Origin of the sequence: Synechococcus sp. ATX 2A4 (assembly GCF_024346375.1) — a bacterium.
Classification (GTDB): Bacteria; Cyanobacteriota; Cyanobacteriia; order PCC-6307; family Cyanobiaceae; genus MW101C3.
Window position 1 is genome coordinate 164,492 of sequence record NZ_JAGQCV010000005.1, and the last position, 17,212, is coordinate 181,703.

22 protein-coding genes are annotated in these 17,212 nt (G+C 70.6%); 11 read left to right on the forward strand and 11 right to left on the reverse strand.

The window, feature by feature from the left end; genetic code table 11:
- Positions 1-147 precede the first annotated feature (147 nt).
- The 6 genes from KBY97_RS06480 to prfB all read right to left on the reverse strand — a co-directional run bounded on the left by KBY97_RS06480 (position 148) and on the right by prfB (position 4,155).
- Entirely contained in the window at positions 148-834 is a 687-nt protein-coding gene (locus KBY97_RS06480; RefSeq protein ID WP_255145952.1) for an MBL fold metallo-hydrolase, read from the reverse strand.
- Positions 835-980: 146 nt separating this feature from the next.
- Positions 981-1,595, reverse strand: a complete 615-nt coding sequence (locus KBY97_RS06485) for an aminodeoxychorismate/anthranilate synthase component II (protein WP_255145878.1) — start codon at positions 1,593-1,595, stop codon at positions 981-983.
- 65 nt (positions 1,596-1,660) lie between these two features.
- Positions 1,661-2,083, reverse strand: coding sequence for a diacylglycerol kinase family protein (locus KBY97_RS06490; RefSeq protein ID WP_255145953.1), 423 nt, complete (start codon positions 2,081-2,083; stop codon positions 1,661-1,663).
- Between the two features lie 99 nt (positions 2,084-2,182).
- Entirely contained in the window at positions 2,183-2,794 is a 612-nt protein-coding gene (gene ybeY, locus KBY97_RS06495; protein ID WP_399217398.1) for an rRNA maturation RNase YbeY, read from the reverse strand.
- Complete coding sequence (locus KBY97_RS06500; protein ID WP_255145954.1) at positions 2,791-2,997, reverse strand: DUF3285 domain-containing protein; 207 nt, start codon at positions 2,995-2,997, stop codon at positions 2,791-2,793. Before KBY97_RS06500 ends, ybeY begins: the two co-directional genes overlap by 4 nt.
- Positions 2,998-3,029: 32 nt before the next feature.
- Positions 3,030-4,155, reverse strand: a protein-coding gene (gene prfB / locus KBY97_RS06505) for a peptide chain release factor 2 (RefSeq protein ID WP_255145880.1) whose coding sequence is annotated in 2 segments (ribosomal slippage) — positions 3,030-4,079 and positions 4,081-4,155 — 1,125 coding nt in all. Because the reading frame shifts where the segments join, the coding sequence is not laid out codon by codon here.
- Between the two features lie 99 nt (positions 4,156-4,254).
- On the opposite strand from prfB, the gene grxC reads away from it, so the two are divergent.
- Complete coding sequence (grxC, locus tag KBY97_RS06510; RefSeq protein WP_255145881.1) at positions 4,255-4,545, forward strand: glutaredoxin 3; 291 nt, start codon at positions 4,255-4,257, stop codon at positions 4,543-4,545.
- Positions 4,546-4,548: 3 nt separating this feature from the next.
- The gene (gene gshB / locus KBY97_RS06515) at positions 4,549-5,565 is read left to right on the forward strand and encodes a glutathione synthase (protein WP_255145882.1); all 1,017 of its coding nucleotides are present in this window, start codon (positions 4,549-4,551) and stop codon (positions 5,563-5,565) included.
- Here the strand turns inward: gshB and KBY97_RS06520 are convergent.
- Positions 5,537-6,934: an isochorismate synthase MenF gene (locus tag KBY97_RS06520; protein ID WP_255145883.1), complete on the reverse strand. Its 1,398-nt coding sequence runs from the start codon at positions 6,932-6,934 to the stop codon at positions 5,537-5,539. The genes gshB and KBY97_RS06520 overlap by 29 nt on opposite strands.
- Positions 6,935-7,012: 78 nt before the next feature.
- Between KBY97_RS06520 and menA the strand changes: the two genes are divergently transcribed.
- The 5 genes from menA to KBY97_RS06545 are packed head-to-tail and all read left to right on the forward strand — an operon-like array spanning position 7,013 to position 10,794.
- On the forward strand, positions 7,013-7,972 hold the full coding sequence (gene menA / locus KBY97_RS06525; protein WP_255145884.1) for a 2-carboxy-1,4-naphthoquinone phytyltransferase: 960 nt from the start codon (positions 7,013-7,015) through the stop codon (positions 7,970-7,972).
- A complete protein-coding gene (locus tag KBY97_RS06530; protein ID WP_255145885.1) occupies positions 7,954-9,027 on the forward strand; it encodes an o-succinylbenzoate synthase in 1,074 nt (357 codons plus the stop codon). Before menA ends, KBY97_RS06530 begins: the two co-directional genes overlap by 19 nt.
- A gap of 18 nt (positions 9,028-9,045) precedes the next feature.
- On the forward strand, positions 9,046-10,320 hold the full coding sequence (locus KBY97_RS06535) for an AMP-binding protein (RefSeq protein ID WP_255145886.1): 1,275 nt from the start codon (positions 9,046-9,048) through the stop codon (positions 10,318-10,320).
- A 25-nt stretch (positions 10,321-10,345) separates the two neighbouring features.
- Positions 10,346-10,612, forward strand: a complete 267-nt coding sequence (locus tag KBY97_RS06540; RefSeq protein ID WP_255145887.1) for a TM2 domain-containing protein — start codon at positions 10,346-10,348, stop codon at positions 10,610-10,612.
- Positions 10,612-10,794 carry a hypothetical protein gene (locus KBY97_RS06545; RefSeq protein WP_255145888.1) on the forward strand — a complete coding sequence of 61 codons (183 nt, stop codon included), beginning with the start codon at positions 10,612-10,614 and terminating at the stop codon, positions 10,792-10,794. Before KBY97_RS06540 ends, KBY97_RS06545 begins: the two co-directional genes overlap by 1 nt.
- On the opposite strand, the gene KBY97_RS06550 is transcribed toward KBY97_RS06545, so the two are convergent.
- Positions 10,791-11,306, reverse strand: a complete 516-nt coding sequence (locus KBY97_RS06550; protein ID WP_255145889.1) for a thioesterase family protein — start codon at positions 11,304-11,306, stop codon at positions 10,791-10,793. The two genes, KBY97_RS06545 and KBY97_RS06550, sit on opposite strands and share 4 nt — an antisense overlap.
- 160 nt (positions 11,307-11,466) lie before the next feature.
- On the opposite strand from KBY97_RS06550, the gene KBY97_RS06555 reads away from it, so the two are divergent.
- On the forward strand, positions 11,467-12,153 hold the full coding sequence (locus KBY97_RS06555) for a hypothetical protein (protein ID WP_255145890.1): 687 nt from the start codon (positions 11,467-11,469) through the stop codon (positions 12,151-12,153).
- Between the two features lie 60 nt (positions 12,154-12,213).
- On the opposite strand, the gene KBY97_RS06560 is transcribed toward KBY97_RS06555, so the two are convergent.
- Both KBY97_RS06560 and KBY97_RS06565 read right to left on the reverse strand, forming a co-directional pair.
- Positions 12,214-12,594, reverse strand: coding sequence for a DUF2752 domain-containing protein (locus tag KBY97_RS06560; RefSeq protein ID WP_255145891.1), 381 nt, complete (start codon positions 12,592-12,594; stop codon positions 12,214-12,216).
- Positions 12,595-12,650: 56 nt separating this feature from the next.
- Positions 12,651-13,835: an NAD(P)H-quinone oxidoreductase subunit H gene (locus KBY97_RS06565; RefSeq protein ID WP_255145892.1), complete on the reverse strand. Its 1,185-nt coding sequence runs from the start codon at positions 13,833-13,835 to the stop codon at positions 12,651-12,653.
- A 94-nt stretch (positions 13,836-13,929) separates the two neighbouring features.
- Between KBY97_RS06565 and rsmH the strand changes: the two genes are divergently transcribed.
- A complete protein-coding gene (rsmH, locus tag KBY97_RS06570) occupies positions 13,930-14,790 on the forward strand; it encodes a 16S rRNA (cytosine(1402)-N(4))-methyltransferase RsmH (protein ID WP_255145955.1) in 861 nt (286 codons plus the stop codon).
- Positions 14,790-15,335, forward strand: coding sequence for a DUF456 domain-containing protein (locus KBY97_RS06575; RefSeq protein WP_255145893.1), 546 nt, complete (start codon positions 14,790-14,792; stop codon positions 15,333-15,335). Before rsmH ends, KBY97_RS06575 begins: the two co-directional genes overlap by 1 nt.
- On the opposite strand, the gene KBY97_RS06580 is transcribed toward KBY97_RS06575, so the two are convergent.
- On the reverse strand, positions 15,313-16,512 hold the full coding sequence (locus tag KBY97_RS06580) for a cysteine desulfurase family protein (protein WP_255145894.1): 1,200 nt from the start codon (positions 16,510-16,512) through the stop codon (positions 15,313-15,315). The genes KBY97_RS06575 and KBY97_RS06580 overlap by 23 nt on opposite strands.
- 188 nt (positions 16,513-16,700) lie before the next feature.
- Between KBY97_RS06580 and KBY97_RS06585 the strand changes: the two genes are divergently transcribed.
- Complete coding sequence (locus KBY97_RS06585; protein ID WP_255145895.1) at positions 16,701-17,198, forward strand: hypothetical protein; 498 nt, start codon at positions 16,701-16,703, stop codon at positions 17,196-17,198.
- Positions 17,199-17,212: the final 14 nt, after the last annotated feature.

Below are 17,212 nucleotides of genomic sequence, written 5' to 3' on the forward strand. Positions count from 1 at the left end.
CACTTCTAAGCGCGCGCGGCGATCGTGATGTCTAGCGATTTCATGGCTTGCAATGGCTGCCACTGCCATGACCCTTTATTCCGTACAGCTGTCTCATCCCGGGCGCCAGCCCCCAACCCCGAAGACCCCACACCAACCCCACCCCGCTCACTGCAACACCAGAATCTGCGTGGCATCACTCAAGGGAGCCCCCAGGGTCACCGTGCGGCCCGGGCGCTGCACGGGGGTGCCGGCCATGGCGTCGAGGAAGGGTTTCACGTCGCCCTGATCGCAGCCGGCGGGGGTGGTGCCGCTCACGTATTGCACCGGGATCACACGACGCGGTTGCAGGTCGCGCACCACTTCGGCGGCTTCGGCGCCGGTGTACACCTTGGCGCCGCCGCCCACGCCGATGATCAGCACATCGGGCTTGCCGAGCAGCACCCGGTCTTCCGGTTTGAGCGGCGCGGCGGTGCCGCCGAGGTGGGCAATCTCCAGGCCTCCCTGCTTCCAGCGCCACAGCGTGGCCATGCCGAAGCGGCGGCCGCCGAGGCGGTCGTGGGGGGCCGCGAAGCCTTCGATGCGCAGCCCCGCCACCCGGTAGGAGCCCGGGGTGACCAGGAAGCGGCCGGTGGCCACCGGCGCCCCTTCATCCAACAGGCGGCTGCTGGCCAGGATCACATCGGCGCGCACGCGCGGTTCGCTCAGCCCGGCGGCGCAACCCACCGCCTTGAACGGATTCAGAAGCACGGTGGCGCCACCGCCGCGGATCAGCAGGGCGCTGTGGCCGTAGCTGGTGATGCTCACCCCTCCGGCGGCATGGCCGGCCAGCGGCATCGCCAGGGCCAGGGGCATCGCCAGAGCCAGGCCCCCCACCAGCAGCTGGGCAAGCAGGCGGCGCCGGGACGGGGCCGGTGCCGGGGAGTCGGACGCCATGGGCTGCTTCGCGCCCCGATGGCGCCGGATCTTGGCGGAACCTAGCAGTGCTGCCGGGGCAAGCCCTACCGGCTGGTTCCGCTCCTCGTGCTGGCGGCCTGCCGCAGGAAATTGGCCAGCAGCTGGTGGCCGCTCTGGGTGAGCACGCTCTCCGGGTGAAACTGCACGCCCTGCACGTGGCGGTGCTGCCGGTGCCGCAGGCCCATGATCGTGCCGTCCTCCAGCCAGGCGGTCACCTCCAGGCAGTCGGGCAGGCTTTCGCGCTCGGCGATCAGGCTGTGGTAGCGGGTGGCCGTGAGCGGGTTGGGCAACCCCTCGAACACCCCCGCCTCGCCATGCAGCACCGGTGAGGTTTTGCCGTGCATCAGCTCATGGGCCCGCACCACCTTGCCGCCATACACCTGGGCCAGGCACTGGTGCCCGAGGCACACCCCCAGGATCGGCACCGTCGGTCCCAGCGCCGCCAGCACCTCCAGGCACACCCCCGCTTGATCCGGGTCACCAGGGCCCGGCGAGATCAGGATCGCGGCGGGTTCCAGCTGGCGGATCTGCTCCAGCGTGAGCGCGTCGTTGCGTTCCACCCGCAGCTCGGCCGCCAGCGGGTGCTCCGCGGCCAGTTCGCCCAGGTATTGCACCAGGTTGAAGGTGAAGCTGTCGTAGTTGTCGAGAACGAGAAGCATCCCGGCTGCCAGACCAACCGCCATTCAACCCACCCGCGTCAGGGAGCGGGGGGTTTGGGCCGCCCTCAGAGCCCCAGCCGCAGCAGCAGGGCCGGCACCAGCAGCAGCACCGCGACCAGCACGGCCGCCAGGGCCGCTATCAGCACAGCGGCAGCGGCGCAATCCTTGGCGATCTTGGCCAGTGGGTGGAAGCGGCGCCCGATCGCCAGATCCACCACCGATTCAATCGCCGTGTTCATCAGTTCCAGCACCAGCACCGCCGCCACTGTGAGCACCAGCACCGCCAGGCGATCCAGGCTCAGCTGCAGCCACAGCCCCAGGACGAACACCACCGCGCCGGTGATCACGTGGATGCGGAAGTTGCGCTGGCTGATGAAGCCATAGCCAAGCCCCTGCATGGCATAGCGCAGGCTCAGCGGCAGATCGCCGGCCACCCTCCAGGCTCCGCCGCGGCGCCCGCGTCCGCGGCGAGGAGCTTCACTCGCCATCGGTTCGGTGGTGCGTGGCAGCAGCGTGGTCATGGGCACCGCAACTCGGGCCTGCGTCGAACCCTACCGCTGGTTTCTGGTGACCGCTCCCCCCGCCGGTCACGGCTCGCACACCGGGCCGGTGGTGTCGCCCCCTGCGGCCGCCGCAGCGGTGCCCTCCAGCAGCTGCTCCTGACGGGCGAGCATGGCCTCCAGGCGGGCGTCGTCGGGATGGTCCCAGCCCAGCAGGTGCAGCAGGCCGTGGCTGGCCAGCCAGGTGAGCTCCCGCGCCAGGCTCTGGCCCGCCGCCTCCGCCTGCCGCGCGGCCGTTTCCACCGAGATCACGATGTCGCCCAGCTCCAGCGGCTCGCTGTCCTCGCCGTCCTCGCCGCCGGCCGGCAGCGGTGGCGCCTCCTCCTGGGCCGCGAAAGCCAGCACGTCGGTGGGCCCCTCTATCTGGCGCCAGTCGGCGTTCAGCTCCGCGATCGCCGCATCACCCACCAGGGTGAGCCCGAGGCTGTAGGAGCTTGCCGCCAGCGCAGGCGGCAGTTCGCCCTGCAGCTGCGCCAGCCATTGGCCCAGTGCCCCGTGCCACAGATCGGCGCCGGCCAGCGGATCGGCCAGATCCCCGGCAGCAGTGAGCAGCTCGGCCGGCAGGTCGTCGTCGCTGGCGAAGGCGAGATCCAGGTCGGGCAGGAGCGGTGCGTTGCCCAGGGCGGCTGGCATCGTCATTGGGGCAAGGTGGGCCGGCCGAACCAGGCCAGCAGCAGCAGCAGGGAGCTGAGTCCCACGGCGGTGAGCCCGAAGTGCAGCAGGCTCTGGCGCCCCTTGCGCACCATGTTCCGCATCGCCAGCTTCACGAAGCTCGGCGGCGGCACCGCCGGGGCGGCGGCAGGGGTCGCGTCCGGGGCGTCCGGGGGGCTGCTCTCAGGCATCTGGGGATCGGCCATCGGGGGATCTACGGGGCTCAGGCGGCCTCATCGGCGGCGATCTCCACACCTTGGCGCAGCAGCGCCTGGATGAAGGGATCGAGATCGCCATCCATCACCCCTTGCACATCCGTGGTTTCCACGGCGGTGCGCAGGTCCTTCACCATCTGGTACGGATGGAACACGTAGTTGCGGATCTGGTTGCCCCAGGCCGCCTCCACGATGTCGCCGCGGATGTCGGCGATCTCCGAGGCGCGCTGCTCCTGGGCGATCACCAGCAGCTTGGCCATCAGCAGCGCCATCGCCTTCTCCTTGTTCTGGAGCTGGGAGCGCTCCTGGGTGCAGCGCACCGCCAGGCCGGTGGGCACGTGCAGGATCCGCACCGCCGTTTCCACCTTGTTCACGTTCTGGCCGCCGGCGCCGCCCGAGCGGGAGGTGGTGATCTCCAGGTCCTTGTCGGGGATGTCGAGCTTCACGTCTTCATCCAGCTTCGGCATCACCTCCACCCCCGCGAAGCTCGTCTGGCGCTTGTCGTTGGCGTTGAACGGCGAGATCCGCACCAGCCGGTGGGTGCCCTTCTCGTTGCGCAGGTAGCCGTAGGCATAGCGGCCCTCGATCTCGAACGTGCAGCTCTTGATCCCCGCCTCCTCCCCTTCCGAGAGTTCGTCCACCGACACCTTCATGCCGTGGTCTTCGGCCCAGCGGTTGTACATGCGCATCAGCATCAGCGCCCAGTCCTGGGCGTCGGTGCCGCCAGCGCCGGCATTGATCGAGATCACGGCACCTTCCTTGTCGTAAATCCCGCTCAGCAGCCGCTCCAGCTCCCAGCGGTCGAGGGCGCCCTTGAGCTGCTGCAGGCCGCCGTTGGCCTCGGCCAGCAGCTCCTGGTCGGGTTCCAGGTCGTAGAGCTCCAGCGTGGCGCGGGCGTCGTCGATCGCCGCCTGCCAATGCTGTAATTGCTGCAGTTGCGCCTTCACCTCATCGAGCAGGCGCATCTGTTTCTTGGCCTGCTGCTGGTCGTCCCAGAAGCCGGGCTGGGAGGCCAGCTGCTCGAGGTCCTGCTGGCGGGCGTTCAGGGCCGGTACGTCAAAGACAGTCCTGGGCATGGCCCAGGCGGTCAGTGAGCTCGGAGAGATCGCGCTTGAAATCGGTGAGATCGAGCACCGGCGGGCCTGGGGCGTAGTGGATTCGACCGTATCAGCCGCGCCTGCACCCCGAAGCGGGGCCGCTCCTAGGATCGGGCCAAAGCACTGGTCCAGCCTGATGGCGGCATCCTCCGCTCCCTCCTCCGCCAGCCCCAGCGTGGAGATCTACACCTGGCGCTTCTGCCCGTTCTGCATGCGCGCCAAGGCGCTGCTGGAGCGCAAAGGGGTCGCCTATACCGAATACGCCATCGACGGCGATGATGCGGCCCGCGCCGCCATGGCCGACCGCGCCGGTGGACGCACCAGCCTGCCCCAGATCTTCATCGCCGATCAGGGCATCGGCGGCTGCGACGAGCTCCACGGCCTCGAACGCACCGGCCGCCTCAATTCCCTGCTGCAGGGAGCCTGAGGGGTGGGGGCCACAGCACGCACCCCTCAGGCCGCTTCCCAGCTCTTTGTCGTCGACCCCATCGAGCGGCTGCGGCCGGCCAAGGATTCCAGCGTTGCCCTGATGCAGGCCGCCCAGCGGGCCGGCCAGGAGGTGTGGGTCTGCACCATCGCCGAGTTGGCCGTGGAAGGCGAGCGGGCGGGTGCCGCCAGCCCCGGTTGCACTCCATTGGTGCGCGCCCGCCCGGTCACGCTTGCCCCCATGCGCGTTGAGGGCGAGGGCTGGCAGGTGCCCGATCCCTGGTTCAGCGCCGGGGAACCGCTCTGGTTGCCGCTCCGCCACTTCCCGGTGGTGTGGATGCGCAAGGATCCCCCCGTCGATGAAGCCTTCCTCTACGCCACCCTGCTGCTGGAGCGGGCCGAGCACCAGGGCGTGCGCGTGCTCAACCGGCCGGCGGCCCTGCTGGCCTGGAACGAGAAGCTTGGCGCCCTGCGCTTCAGCCACCTGATGGCGCCTTCGCTGGTGAGCGCCGATGCCGAGCAGCTGGCCGCCTTCGCTGCCCAGCATCATGAGGTGGTGCTCAAGCCGCTGGGGGGCCGCGCCGGCCAGGGCGTCGTGCGTACCGCCGCCGCTGCCCCCGGCCTGCGCGCCCTGCTGGAGCTGGTCACCCATCAGCAGACGTTGCCGGTGATGGTGCAGGCCTTCCTGCCGGCTGTCACCGCCGGCGACAAACGCATCCTCTTGGTGAACGGTGAGCCGCTGGGGGCGATCAACCGCCGGCCGCTTCCTGGTGAGTTCCGCAGCAACCTGGCGGTGGGCGGTGCGCCCGAGCCCACGGCCCTCACCAGCGCCGAAACCGCCATCTGCGCCGAACTGGCGCCGGTGCTTCAGGCCGAAGGCCTGTTCTTCGTGGGCATCGATGTGATCGATGGCCGCCTCAGCGAGATCAACGTGACCAGCCCCACCGGCATCCGCGAGATCGAACGGCTGGGCGGTGTGCCCGTGGCCGATCTCACCATGGAGCGTTTGTTGAGGGGGTGAGCGGCAGGCTGAGCTGCTGCTGCAGCACCCCCAGCTTCAACGCCACCTCCTGCAGCTCCCGCTCCGGCTCCGACCCCTTCACCAGACCGGCGCCGGCGGTGAGCTCCAGCTGGTCGCCCCGCAACCGGCCGCTGCGGATCGCCACCCGCAGTTCCGCGTCACCGGCGCTGTCGATCCAGCCGATCGGTGCGGCGTAATGGCCCCGCTCGAACGGTTCGAGGCTGCGCAGCCAGGCCATCGCCGCCCGCCGGGGCAGCCCCGCCACCGCCGGGGTGGGATGGAGCGCTGCAGCGACGGCCAGCGGCTGATGGGCGCCGAGCGCGGCCGTGATCGGTGTGTGCAGGTGCACCAGGTTGCCGTGCCTTGCCAGCCGTGGATGGCGCGGCCGTCGCGGTGCCAGCCCGGCGCCGGCCAGCACCTCGGTGATCGCCTCAACCACCAGCTCATGCTCGTGCCGGTCTTTGACGGAGCGGCTCAGCGCCTCGGCCTGCGGGCCGCAAGGGGCGGTGCCGGCCAGGGCATCGCTGCGCAGCTGGCCCTGGCGCACGGTGAGCAGGCGTTCCGGTGAGGCGCCGATCAGGGCGTCGCCCTGGCGCTGCTGCCACAGGAAGCGGCAGCTGCCCGGCTGGTGCTGGCGCAACTGATGCAGCAGCACGAGCGGATCCAGCGGGCGGTCGAGCTGCAACTGCTGGCGCACTGCCACCACCAGCTTGCGCAGATCGCCGCTGTCCACCAGCTCCATGGCCCGCTGCACGGCCAGGCGGTAGCCCGTCTCCCAGCTGGAGCGTCCGGCGATGTCGGGGCGGCGGGCCCGCCAGGCTTCAGCGGTGGCGTGTTCGCTCGCACGCTCCAGCCGCTGGGCCTGCTCCCACAGCTCCTCGGCCACGCTGCGGGCGGTGATGCCGCCCCCCAGCGGGCGCTGCAGCCGCAGCCAGCAGTGGCGGCCCTGCCGGCTCAGCTGCCAGCGGGGCAGCACCGCCTGCACGCCGGGCACGCCGGTGCCCTCCTGCAACGGTGTGTCGAAGAAGGAAAAGGCCAGCAGCACCCGCGGGCGGGCCAGTGGCGGACAGGGGCCAGCGGCGCAGGCCAGCCGGCTCAGGCTCACGGCGCTGAAGCGCTGGGCCAGCTCGAAGCGCCGCGGGCCACTCAGCTCCAGCACGTTGGCGACGCCGCTGGCCGCCAGGCACAGGCCCGGCGCTCCATCCCAGAGGAAGCGGAAGGGCAGGCCGCTGCCCAGCTCGGGCAGCACCGCCAGCGGATCGCGTGGCGCGATCGGCAGCGCCAGGCTCAGCACGCCCTCCTCGTCCAGCCGGCGGGCGGCAGCAGCGGAGCTGGCCAGCAGCTCGGTGAAGGAGGGAGGAACCTGCACCAGGAAGGGTGCCGAGGGGCGGGCGGGAAAGGCTGCTCAAATGTATGGGCCCCTTCCTGCCTGAGGCGCCCGTCGCCCATGTCCGACCCCCAGGTCGTCGCAAGCCGTTACGCCCCGCCCGCCCCCGCCCGCCGGCAGTTGTGGAAGGCGGCGATCAAGTGGCCGATGTATTCGGTGGCGGTGATGCCGGTGCTGCTGGCGGCCGGCTGGCTGCTGGGGCAGGGCCAGGCGCTGCGCTGGGGGCAGCTGCTGGCTTTCCTGCTGGCGGCGGTGCTGCTGCTCGCCTGGGAGAACCTCGCCAACGATGTGTTCGATGCCGACACCGGCGTGGACCGGCTCGGCAAGCCCCATTCGGTGGTGAACCTCACCGGCCGCCGCGACCGGGTGGCGGTGCTGGCCAATGGCTGCCTGGGGCTGGGTCTGGTGTTGATTGCCGTGGTGGCCGCCCGCAGCAGCCCGGCGGTGCTGGCGCTGGTGCTGGCCTGCTGCGGGCTCGGCTACGCCTACCAGGGGCCGCCACTGCGGCTGGGCTACCGGGGGCTGGGGGAACCGCTGTGCTGGCTGGCGTTCGGGCCGCTTGCCACCGCCGCCGCCCTGCTGGCCCTCGCCCCCGCCGCACCGGCCACGGCGATCCCGTGGCGCACGGCCCTGCTGCTCGGCGGCGGCCCCGCCATCGCCACCAGCCTGGTTCTCTTCTGTTCCCATTTCCACCAGGTGGCGGAAGACGCCGCCCATGGCAAGCAGTCGCCGGTGGTGCGGCTGGGCACGGCGCCGGCGGCGGCGCTGGTGCCCTGGTTCGTGGCGCTCACCCTCGCCCTGCAGTGGGCGCCGGTGCTGTTGGGCCGCTGGCCGCTCACGGCCCTGTTCGGGGTGGTGGGGCTGCCGCCGGCCCGCGCCCTGATCCAGTTGCTGCGAGAGCACCACGCCGCCCCGGAGCAGATCAGCGGCAGCAAGTTCCTGGCGCTTCAGTTTCAGGCCTTCAATGGGCTCGGCCTGGCCTGTGGGCTGGCGGTGGGGCCATGGTTGAGCCGCTGGTAATCCTCACCTGGCGGCCCTTCCGGCTGCCGCTGAAGCGTCCGCTCGTTACGGCCCAGGGCGCCTTGATCGAGAAGCGCGGCTGGTTGCTGCGCCTTGAGACCGGCGTTGGCCGATCCGCCCCCGCCGGCCTTGGCTGGGGAGAGGCGGCGCCGCTCTGTTTCAACCCAGCCACCGCCCAGAAGCGCCACCGCCAGCTGGCCGAGGCGATCGAGAGCTTCGGCGGCGCTCTGCCCCGGCAGAAGCTGGAGGCGGCATTGCCGGGGCTGCCGCCCGAGCTGGCTTTCGCGCTGGGCCTGGCCCTGGCGGAAGCCGATGGGCTGGTGGGCGCGGCCGGCGGCGGCTGGCTGGCGCCGCCCCCCTCCGCCGTGCTCCTGCCGGCGGGGGAGGCGGCGGTGGCGGCCCTGGCCGCGGCGCTCGATCGGCCAGACGCGACGCCCCTCACCTGCAAATGGAAGGTGGCCGCTGCGGGTGATCACGCCGAGCGGCAGGTGCTGGAGCAGTTGTTGGCGCGCCTGCCCGCCGGCAGCCGCCTGCGCCTGGATGCCAACGGCGGCTGGGACCGCGCCACGGCCTGGCAGTGGGCCGAGCGGCTCGCGCAGGATCCGCGCCTGGACTGGCTGGAGCAGCCCCTGGCTCCCGCTGACCTTTCCGGTCTGCAGGCGCTGGCCCGGCGGGTGCCGGTGGCGCTGGATGAGTCGCTGCAGCACGATCCCGACCTGCGCCGCCACTGGCCGGGCTGGCAGGTGCGGCGACCGGCCGTGGAAGGGGATCCCCGGCCGCTGCTGTTGGCGTTGCAGCAAGCCAGCGTCGGCGCAAAGGCTGGCGGCGGTGCAAGCCCCAGCGGAGCGGTGGTGCTGAGCACGGCCTTCGAAACGGGCATCGCCCAGCGGCTGGTGGGGCATCTGGCGACGTTGCAGAGCCGGGGTGCCACCCCCGCCGCCCCCGGCCTGGCGCCCGGCTGGCAGGCGGCGTCAGCGTTGCGCGCCGCCGATCCGGAAGCGGTGTGGCAGGCCGCTGGCGCCGCCCTGCAGCACGAGGGAGGCCATAGCTTGTGACGCCTGATCGGGCAGACGATGGCCCTCAGCCTTGAAGTGCGCGCCGAGCTGGCGCCTGAGCCGCAGCTGGCCCGGCTGCTGGACGCCTGGCAGCAGGGGCAGCTGGTGGGGGTGTGCGGCGTGGGGGAAGGGGAGCGGCTGGCGGCGGCGATGGCTGGCTGCCCGCCGCTGGCGGCGCCGGGGGTGGTGATCGGCAGCGGTGGCAGCCGCGGCGGGCGCCGCTGGTGCGTGCAGCCGCTGGCCCACCTGCAGGCCTCGGCCCGCGCCACAGCCGCCTGGCTGCAGGCGCTGGGCCTCGACCCCGCCGCCTGCCTGCAGCTCAATCCGCTGCCGTTGCAGCACACCAGCGGCCTGATGCCGGTGCTGCGCGCCCGCCAGTGGGGCGGCCAGTGGCGCTGGTTGCCGCCCCAGCTGCTGCGTGCGCCCGCCGAGCTGGCGCAGGCGGTGCCGCTGCCGACGGATCGCCCGGTGCTGCTGTCGCTGGTGCCCACCCAGCTGCAGCGCCTGCTGGCGGATCCGGCGGCGCGGCGCTGGTTGCGGGGGGTGGCGGTGATCTGGACCGGTGGTGGCCCCCTGGCGCCGGATCTGGCCGCCTGGGCCCGGCGCGAGGACATCCGCCTCTCCCCTTGCTACGGGGCCACCGAAACCGCCGCCATGGTCACGGCGTTGGCGCCTGAGCGCTTCCTGGCCGGCGATGGGGGCTGCGGCCATCCCCTCGACGACGTGACCCTGCGCCTGAACCCCGCCGATGGCGCGATCGAGCTGCGTTGCGGGCGACTCAGCCCGGGCTGGCTGGCCGCCGACGGCAGCGGCCTGCGGCCGTTCGCTGAACCCGGCGGTGAGGGCTGGTGGGCCAGCGGCGATGCCGGGCAGCTCACAGCGGCCGGCCTGCAGGTGCTGGGTCGGCTCGACGGCGCCATCCACAGCGGCGGCGAAACCGTGTTTCCCGAACAGGTGGAGCAGCGGCTGAAGGCGCTGGCGGCCGCCGCCGGCCTGCCGCTGGCGGATCTGTTGCTGCTGCCGGTGACCGAACCGCTCTGGGGCGAGCGGCTGGTGGCTCTGTTCCGTCCTCTGCCCGAAGGCGGTGATGGGGGCAGCTCAGGTGTTGCCGGAGCTGATCCGCCGCTGCGCGAGGGCCTGATCGCGCTCGCCCGCCGCCTGCCGCCGGCACAGCGGCCGCTGCACTGGTGGACCTGCTCCTCACTGGCGCGCACCGACACGGGCAAGTGGCAGCGGCCGCGCTGGCATGAATGGTTGCGGCAACAGCATGAAATCAACCCCGAACCCCGCTAAAGAGGGTGCGCGTTGACTGCCCCCAATGGCCGAACTGACCGATTCCGAAATCGCCAACAAGAAACTGGTCGCGGGGCTGATGGGGCTGTTTCTCGGTGCGCTGGGCATACACAAGTTCGTGCTCGGTTACACCAAAGCCGGCATCATCATGCTGCTCGTCACCGTGCTCACCTGCGGCTTCGGCGGCTTTGTGATGGGTGTGATCGGCTTGATCGAAGGCATCATTTATCTCGCCGCCACCCCCCAGGATTTCAAGGCCTCCTACATCGACGCCCAGAAGGAGTGGTTCTGATGGCGCCGCAACGCGCCGGCGCAGTCCGTCGAGCCCTGCTGCTCGTGGTGCTCGGTGTGGGCGGCGTGGCCAGCGTCAGCCTGGCCCCCGGCCTCGCGCTGGAACCGCTCCACCCCCTCACGCTGTTTGCCTCCCTGCTGCCACTGCAGCTGGCGGGACTGTTGTGGGTCTTCGGCCGCTAATCCGGAGCTGAGGCCACCAGCCACCGTTCGATCACGTCCGGCAGCGGTTGCCGTTGCCGGGTCGCTGGATCGATCGCCACGTGCTGCAGCCGGGCTCGAGCCACTTCACGCCCCTCGCAATGGAAGCGATACCCCACTTCGAGGCTTGACGGCTCCAGGCGTTGCGGCTCCAGCCTGATCGTCAGGGGCGCGCCGCATACCAGCGGCCGCCGGTAGTCGGCGTCGCAGTGCACCACCGGCAGGGCGCGGGCGGGCATGGCGGCGGGGGTTGGAAAGATCTCTGCGGCCGGAACGCCGAAGCGCTCCAGACTTTCTTCCCAGGCTTCGTGGCACCAGCGCAGCAACTGATGGAAATGCATCACGCCGGCGGCATCGGTGTCGCCGAAGCGCACTGTGCGCCGCAGCACCAGCCAGTCGGCGGGATCCGGGGGAGCGCCGGGCTCTCCCTCCAGCCCCTGCCCGCAGGCCACGTGCCCCAACTCCAGGCGGATCGCCTCATCCCCTGGCTGCATCACCTTCCTCCCGCCTTCCCGCCATCTGCCCATCCTGGTGGGCCGCCCTGCGGCACCGCCCCTTGCTCGCTCGCTGGCCGGAGATTTCCGGCGTTCATGACAGGTCTGTTGTCGGCCGTGGTCTCCACGACTACGTTTCCTCCAGTGCGTTGTTTTTCTTTTGGCCGCCGAGATCGCTTACGAGCCGCCCAGCATCAACAAGGCCTGGATTGCCTTTGTGGCTCACATCCCCACCATCCTGCTGATCTGGGTGGCCACGATCGTCATCGCCGTGATCGGCTTTGTTGTGTCGGTGATCTTTTCTTTGGTGGGGATCGGTCTGGCCGGCGGCAACACCGATGCCGAAGTCGTCGGGACACTGGCGGTGTGGCTGGGCAACCTCTCGCAGGTGCCGTTTGCGATCCTCTCCAATCTGGTGGGGGTGCTGTTCGTGGCCGTGCCCGCCATGCATTACGACAGCGGCGAGAACATTTCCTCCCAGGTGGCCTTCCGTGCCCTGTTGCAGCGGCCTCTGCGTTATCTGCTTGCCGGTGTGTTGTTCTCGGTGGTGACCACCGTGGGCTTCCTGCTCTGCATCCTGCCCGGCATCGCGGTGGCGTTGGTGACGCCCGTCTTCGTGAACAGGATCTTCCTCAGTGATCAGCCGATCGTGGAGGCGTTCACGGCCTCGTTCCAGGCGGTGTATCGCTCACCGCGCGGGCGCACCTTTGCCGGCATTCAGCTGCTTACCTGGCTGGTGGTGGTCGTCGTTTCCGTCTGCACCTGCGGCCTTGGCGCCCTGGTGGCCGTGCCGGTGGCCACCTTCTACATCCAGAACTCCGCTTATCACCAGGGAGCCATCAGTTAGACCCGGAACGTCATCGCGCCTACAACCGCCTCACGCACGCACCCGCTGAGGTGAGGCGGCCTAACCGCTCGGAAACGCCGGCAGGCCGAGCCCGTAAGCAAGCCCCATCCGCCCGGCCCAATAGAGCAGCAAGGCGGCGCCAGCCAGCACCAGCTGGCGCCCGCTTAGATCCCAGGGCACCAGCCGGCCGCTGCGCAACGCCGCCACCGACCACACCACCAGGGCGGCCGCGGCGATCGGCCCGAAAGCGTGCAACTGCACTGAGGCGGCGAACTGCCCGTTGAGGGCTTGGGCCGTGGCGCGGGTGAGGAAGCAGGTGGGGCAGGGAACACCCGTGAGCTCCCGCAGCGGGCAGGAGAACCCCGGCAGGCCGCCGTGCCAACCCTTCAGCCAGAGGTAGCCGGTGAGCAGCGCCGGCAGGGCCACACCGCAACGGCGCAACTGATCGAGCCAGCGCTGACGCCGGCTCCGCTGGGGATCACGGCGGCGGGAGGCGTTCAGCGATCCACCGAGCCCATGATCACGTCGATCGAGCCGAGGATCGCCATGATGTCGGCCACCTTGGCCCCGGTGAGGATGTGGGGCAGGATCTGGAGGTTGTTGAAATCGGCGGCGCGGATCTTCCAACGCCAGGGGGTGACATCGTCGTTGCCCATGATGAACACGCCCAGCTCCCCTTTGCCTGATTCCAGCCGCGCATAGAGCTCACCGCCGGGAATCTTGAAGGTGGGAGCCACCTTCTTGGCGATGTACTGATAATCAAAGCCAAAGGATTCACCCCCTTTGCCTTCGCTCAGGCGTTTGGCTTCCAGATTTTCGGTGGGGCCGCCCGGGATGGCCTTGCAGGCCTGTTGCAGGATCTTCAGCGACTGCCGCATCTCCTCGATGCGCACCTGATAGCGCGCATAGCAATCGCCTTCCGTGCGCCAGGCCACGTCCCACTCGAAGTCGTCGTAGCACTCGTAGTGATCCACCTTGCGCAGATCCCACGGCACCCCGGAGGCGCGCAGCATCGGCCCCGACAGGCTCCAGTTGATCGCCATCTCACGGCTGATCACACCGAGGCCCTGGATGCGGCGCTTGAAGATCGGGTTGTTGGTGATCAGTTTTTCGTATTCATCGATCTTCGGGCCGAAATAATCGAGGAAGTCGAGACACTTCTCCAGCCAGCCGTAGGGAAGGTCGGCAGCGACGCCACCGATGCGGAAGTAGTTGTTGTTGATCAGCCGCTGGCCGGTGGCCGCTTCCCAGAGGTCGTAGATCATCTCCCGTTCGCGGAAGATGTAGAAGAACGGGGTCTGGGCGCCCACATCCGCCAGGAAGGGGCCCAGCCAGAGCAGGTGATTAGCGATGCGGTTGAGCTCCAGCATCAGCACCCGGATGTAGCTGGCCCGCTTGGGCACCGGGATGTCGGCCAGTTTCTCAGGGGCGTTCACCGTGATCGCTTCGTTGAACATGCCGGCGGCATAGTCCCACCGGCTCACATAGGGCACGAACATCACGTTCGTGCGGTTCTCGGCGATCTTCTCCATGCCGCGGTGCAGGTAGCCGATCACCGGCTCACAATCCACCACGTCCTCGCCGTCGAGGGTCACCACCAGCCGTAACACCCCGTGCATCGAAGGGTGGTGGGGCCCGAAGTTCACCACCATCGGCTCGGTGCGTGTTTCGAGCTGCGTCATGGCGCCGGGGCGGGCGAGCGGTCCGCCGGATCTTAGGAAGGGATGGCCGCAACAAGGGCCTTTGCCGCCAGACGCTTCGCCCGGGTTCCACCATCTGCCGGTGCTTGCCGATCCCGTGCTGGCGGCCTTCAGCGGCCTGCCCGCCGGCGCCACCGTGATCGACGCCACCGTGGGCGGCGGCGGCCACAGCGCCCTGCTGCTGGAGGCGCACCCGGATCTGCAGCTGATCGGCCTGGATCAGGACCCCACCGCCCTGGCCGCCGCCGCCACGCGGCTGGCCCCGTTCGGCGAGCGGGTGCGCCTGATCGCCACCAATTTCGCCGCCTTCGCTCCCGCCGCCCCTGTGCATGGGGTGCTGGCCGATCTGGGGGTGAGCAGCCCGCAGCTGGATGTGGCGGAGCGCGGCTTCAGCTTCCGCGCCGACGGGCCGATCGACATGCGCATGAACACCAGCGCCGGCGAGAGTGCCGCCGAGCTGCTCGACCGCCTGGAGGAGAAGGCGCTGGCTGATCTGATCTATGCCTACGGGGAGGAGCGCCTCTCCCGGCGGATCGCCCGCCGCATCGTCGAGCAGCGCCCCTGGAGCCCCGCTGACCGAACGGGCGGCGGCACCAGCGCCCTTGCCTACCTGGTGGCCGGCTGCTACCCACCGGCGGCACGGCGCGGCCGCCTGCATCCCGCCACCCGCACCTTCCAGGCCCTGCGCATCGCCGTCAACGATGAGCTTGGCGCCCTCGAGCGCTTCCTGCAGCAGGCACCTCAGTGGTTGCTGCCGGGCGGCGTGCTGGCGGTGATCAGCTTCCATTCGCTCGAAGATCGCCGCGTCAAGACGGCCTTTCTGGGCGATGAGCGCCTGGAGCGGCGCACGCGCAAGCCGCTGACCGCCACGGAGGCAGAGCAGGAGGCCAATCCCCGCAGCCGCTCCGCCAAGCTGCGGGTGGCGGCACGGCGCTGATGTCTTCGCTCGATGCGCTCTGGTGGCTGGCGCTCACGCTGCAGCTGGTGGCCATTCCCGGCACCCTGCTGCCCGTGCTGCCGGGGCTGATCTTCCTGCCGCTCGGGGCCGGCCTGTGGGTGTGGGCGGCGGGCTGGATCACCGCCTGGCCCACCCTGCTGCTGGCCTGCCTGATCCTGCTGCTGGGCTGGGTGGCCGACGCGCTCGGGGTGCTGCTGGGGGCGGCCCGGCTGCAGGCCACCCGCTGGGCCTACATCGGCGCCGGCCTCGGGCTGGTGGTGGGCCTGCTGGGGCTGCTGCCCGCCCTGCCGGTGGGCGGACCGCTGCTGGGTGCTCTGGTGGGGCCGCTGCTGGGGGCCACCCTTGGCGAGCTGGTATCGGCGACGTCGGCGCTGGGGCCGCTGGGGCTGGAGCGGCTGCGCCGCGCGCTGCTGGTGGGGCTGGCAGTGGTGGCCGGCATGCTTGTGAGCCGGGCGGCTCAGTTCCTGCTGGCGCTGCTGGGGGTGGCGGGCTTCGTGCTGCTCAGCACGGTGCTGGCGCCCTGAGCGCCTCCACCTCCAACGGCGGTGGTGCTGGAGCGGGGGCGGCGGGCGGTTGGCGCAGCTCCGCCACGGCCGCAGCCACGGCGGCGATCGCCTGATCGATGTCGCCCGTGGTGGTGCCGCGGCCCAGCCCGAAGCGCACCGAGGCCGCCGCCGCCGCGCGGTCGAGCCCCAGGGCGGCGAGCACATGGGAGGGGCTGCCGGCGCTGCAGGCCGAGCCGCCGCTCACCGTGAGCTGGCGCCGCAGCAGGCTGTGCAGCCGGTTGCCATCCACGCCGGCGATGCGCACGTTGAGGTTGTGGGCCAGGCGCTGCTCGAGGCTGCCGTTCACCGCCACGCCCTCGATGGCGAGCAATCCCTGCAGCAGCCGCTGCCGCAGGGCCCCCAGCCGCTCCTCGCGTTCCTCCCGGTCAGCCAGGGCGAGTGTGGCGGCCTTGGCCATGCCCACGATCAACGGCACCGGCAGGGTGCCGGCCCGCAGGCCCCCTTCCTGGCCACCGCCGTGCTGCTGGGGGTTGAGCGTGATCCCCTCGCCCACCACCAGCACGCCGATGCCCTTGGGCCCGTAGAACTTGTGGGCGCTCATGCTGAGCAGATCGATGCTGAGGGCGTCGGGTTGCAGGGCCAGGTGGCCGAAGGCCTGGGCGGCATCGCAATGAAACGCCACACCGCTGGCGCGGCAGAGCGACCCGATCGCCGCCAGCGGCTGCAGCACGCCGATTTCGTTGTTGGCGGCCATCACGCTCACCAGGATCGTGTCGTGGCGCAGCGCTGCCACCAGATCGCCCAGATCAAGCAGCCCATCGGCGCCCACCGGCAGCACAGTCAGATCGAAGCCGCGCCGCTCCAGTTCGCGCATGGTGTCGAGCACGGCCTTGTGCTCGGTGGCCACCGTGATCAGGTGGCGGCCCAGGTGCTGCCGCGCTTCCGCCAGCCCTTTGAGGGCCAGGTTGTTGGCCTCGGTGGCGCCGCTGGTGAACACCACCCGCTCAATGGCCACCCCCAGCTGCGCCGCCAGTTGCTCGCGCGCCCGCTCCACCGCCGTGGCCGCCTCCAGCCCCGGCCGATGCAGGCGGCTCGACGGATTGGCGAACAGCTCGCTCCAGTAAGGCGCCATCGCTTCCACCACCGCCGGCTCACAGGGGGTGGTGGCCTGGTAGTCCAGGTAGGGATGGGTCACGGGATCGCCTGGGGCTGGGAACACGGGTCGGGGCGCTGCTGCGGCCCCTGTTCCCTTGTAGCAGTGGCACCGCACGATCACAGCGAGCCCGCTGCATCGGTGTGGGCGCGCTGGCCGGGAAGAAGCGTGGAGAATGGCGGCAGGCGCCAGACCTTTGGCTTGCTGTCCTGCCCCTGCGCTCTTCTGTGATGCCTCGCTGCGCACTGGCTTTCAGCTCCGTGTTCCTGTTGGCGAGTGCGGCCCACGGCCAGGGGGCGCCGGTGCTGATCCCCTCCCAGAACCGCCCGCCGGGCATGGCCCTGGTGTTCGAACGGGTGGTGCCTGGTGGTGTGCAGGCGCTGGGGGTCTATGCCGTCACCGCCGATCCGGCCCGGCCCCAGCTGCTGCGCATCAAGGTGTGGGAGGAGCTGCCCAATGATGTCAAGGTGCGCACCGAAACGATCGGCTGCACCACCACCGCGCCGATGCGGGTCACCAACGACGGCCGCCAGCTGATCCTGCGCCAGCTCAATCCCGGTGGGGCGATCAGCAGCGTCAACCGCAAAGACCATCTGGTCTGGTGGGCCTCCTGCCACCCGCAGCACGCGGGCCAGGACCCGGCCGGGCTGCGTGCCGTGGCCTTGCAGCTGGGCTACAGCGGCAACCTGCAGGAACGGGAGCAATTCCTGCCGGCTGGATCGCTCTGACGCCACGCCGCAGC

Coding starts and splice junctions, on each gene's coding strand:
- KBY97_RS06490 (WP_255145953.1), bottom strand. CDS start 2,083: ATGGCGAGTGAAGCTCCTCGCCGCGGACGCGGGCGCCGCGGCGGAGCC.
- KBY97_RS06535 (WP_255145886.1), top strand. CDS start 9,046: ATGGCCCTCAGCCTTGAAGTGCGCGCCGAGCTGGCGCCTGAGCCGCAG.
- KBY97_RS06485 (WP_255145878.1), bottom strand. CDS start 1,595: ATGCTTCTCGTTCTCGACAACTACGACAGCTTCACCTTCAACCTGGTG.
- KBY97_RS06500 (WP_255145954.1), bottom strand. CDS start 2,997: ATGCCTGAGAGCAGCCCCCCGGACGCCCCGGACGCGACCCCTGCCGCC.
- grxC (WP_255145881.1), top strand. CDS start 4,255: ATGGCGGCATCCTCCGCTCCCTCCTCCGCCAGCCCCAGCGTGGAGATC.
- KBY97_RS06585 (WP_255145895.1), top strand. CDS start 16,701: ATGCCTCGCTGCGCACTGGCTTTCAGCTCCGTGTTCCTGTTGGCGAGT.
- KBY97_RS06550 (WP_255145889.1), bottom strand. CDS start 11,306: ATGCAGCCAGGGGATGAGGCGATCCGCCTGGAGTTGGGGCACGTGGCC.
- KBY97_RS06480 (WP_255145952.1), bottom strand. CDS start 834: ATGCCCCTGGCCCTGGCGATGCCGCTGGCCGGCCATGCCGCCGGAGGG.
- KBY97_RS06575 (WP_255145893.1), top strand. CDS start 14,790: ATGTCTTCGCTCGATGCGCTCTGGTGGCTGGCGCTCACGCTGCAGCTG.
- KBY97_RS06565 (WP_255145892.1), bottom strand. CDS start 13,835: ATGACGCAGCTCGAAACACGCACCGAGCCGATGGTGGTGAACTTCGGG.
- KBY97_RS06530 (WP_255145885.1), top strand. CDS start 7,954: ATGGTTGAGCCGCTGGTAATCCTCACCTGGCGGCCCTTCCGGCTGCCG.
- ybeY (WP_399217398.1), bottom strand. CDS start 2,794: ATGACGATGCCAGCCGCCCTGGGCAACGCACCGCTCCTGCCCGACCTG.
- menA (WP_255145884.1), top strand. CDS start 7,013: ATGTCCGACCCCCAGGTCGTCGCAAGCCGTTACGCCCCGCCCGCCCCC.
- KBY97_RS06540 (WP_255145887.1), top strand. CDS start 10,346: ATGGCCGAACTGACCGATTCCGAAATCGCCAACAAGAAACTGGTCGCG.
- KBY97_RS06545 (WP_255145888.1), top strand. CDS start 10,612: ATGGCGCCGCAACGCGCCGGCGCAGTCCGTCGAGCCCTGCTGCTCGTG.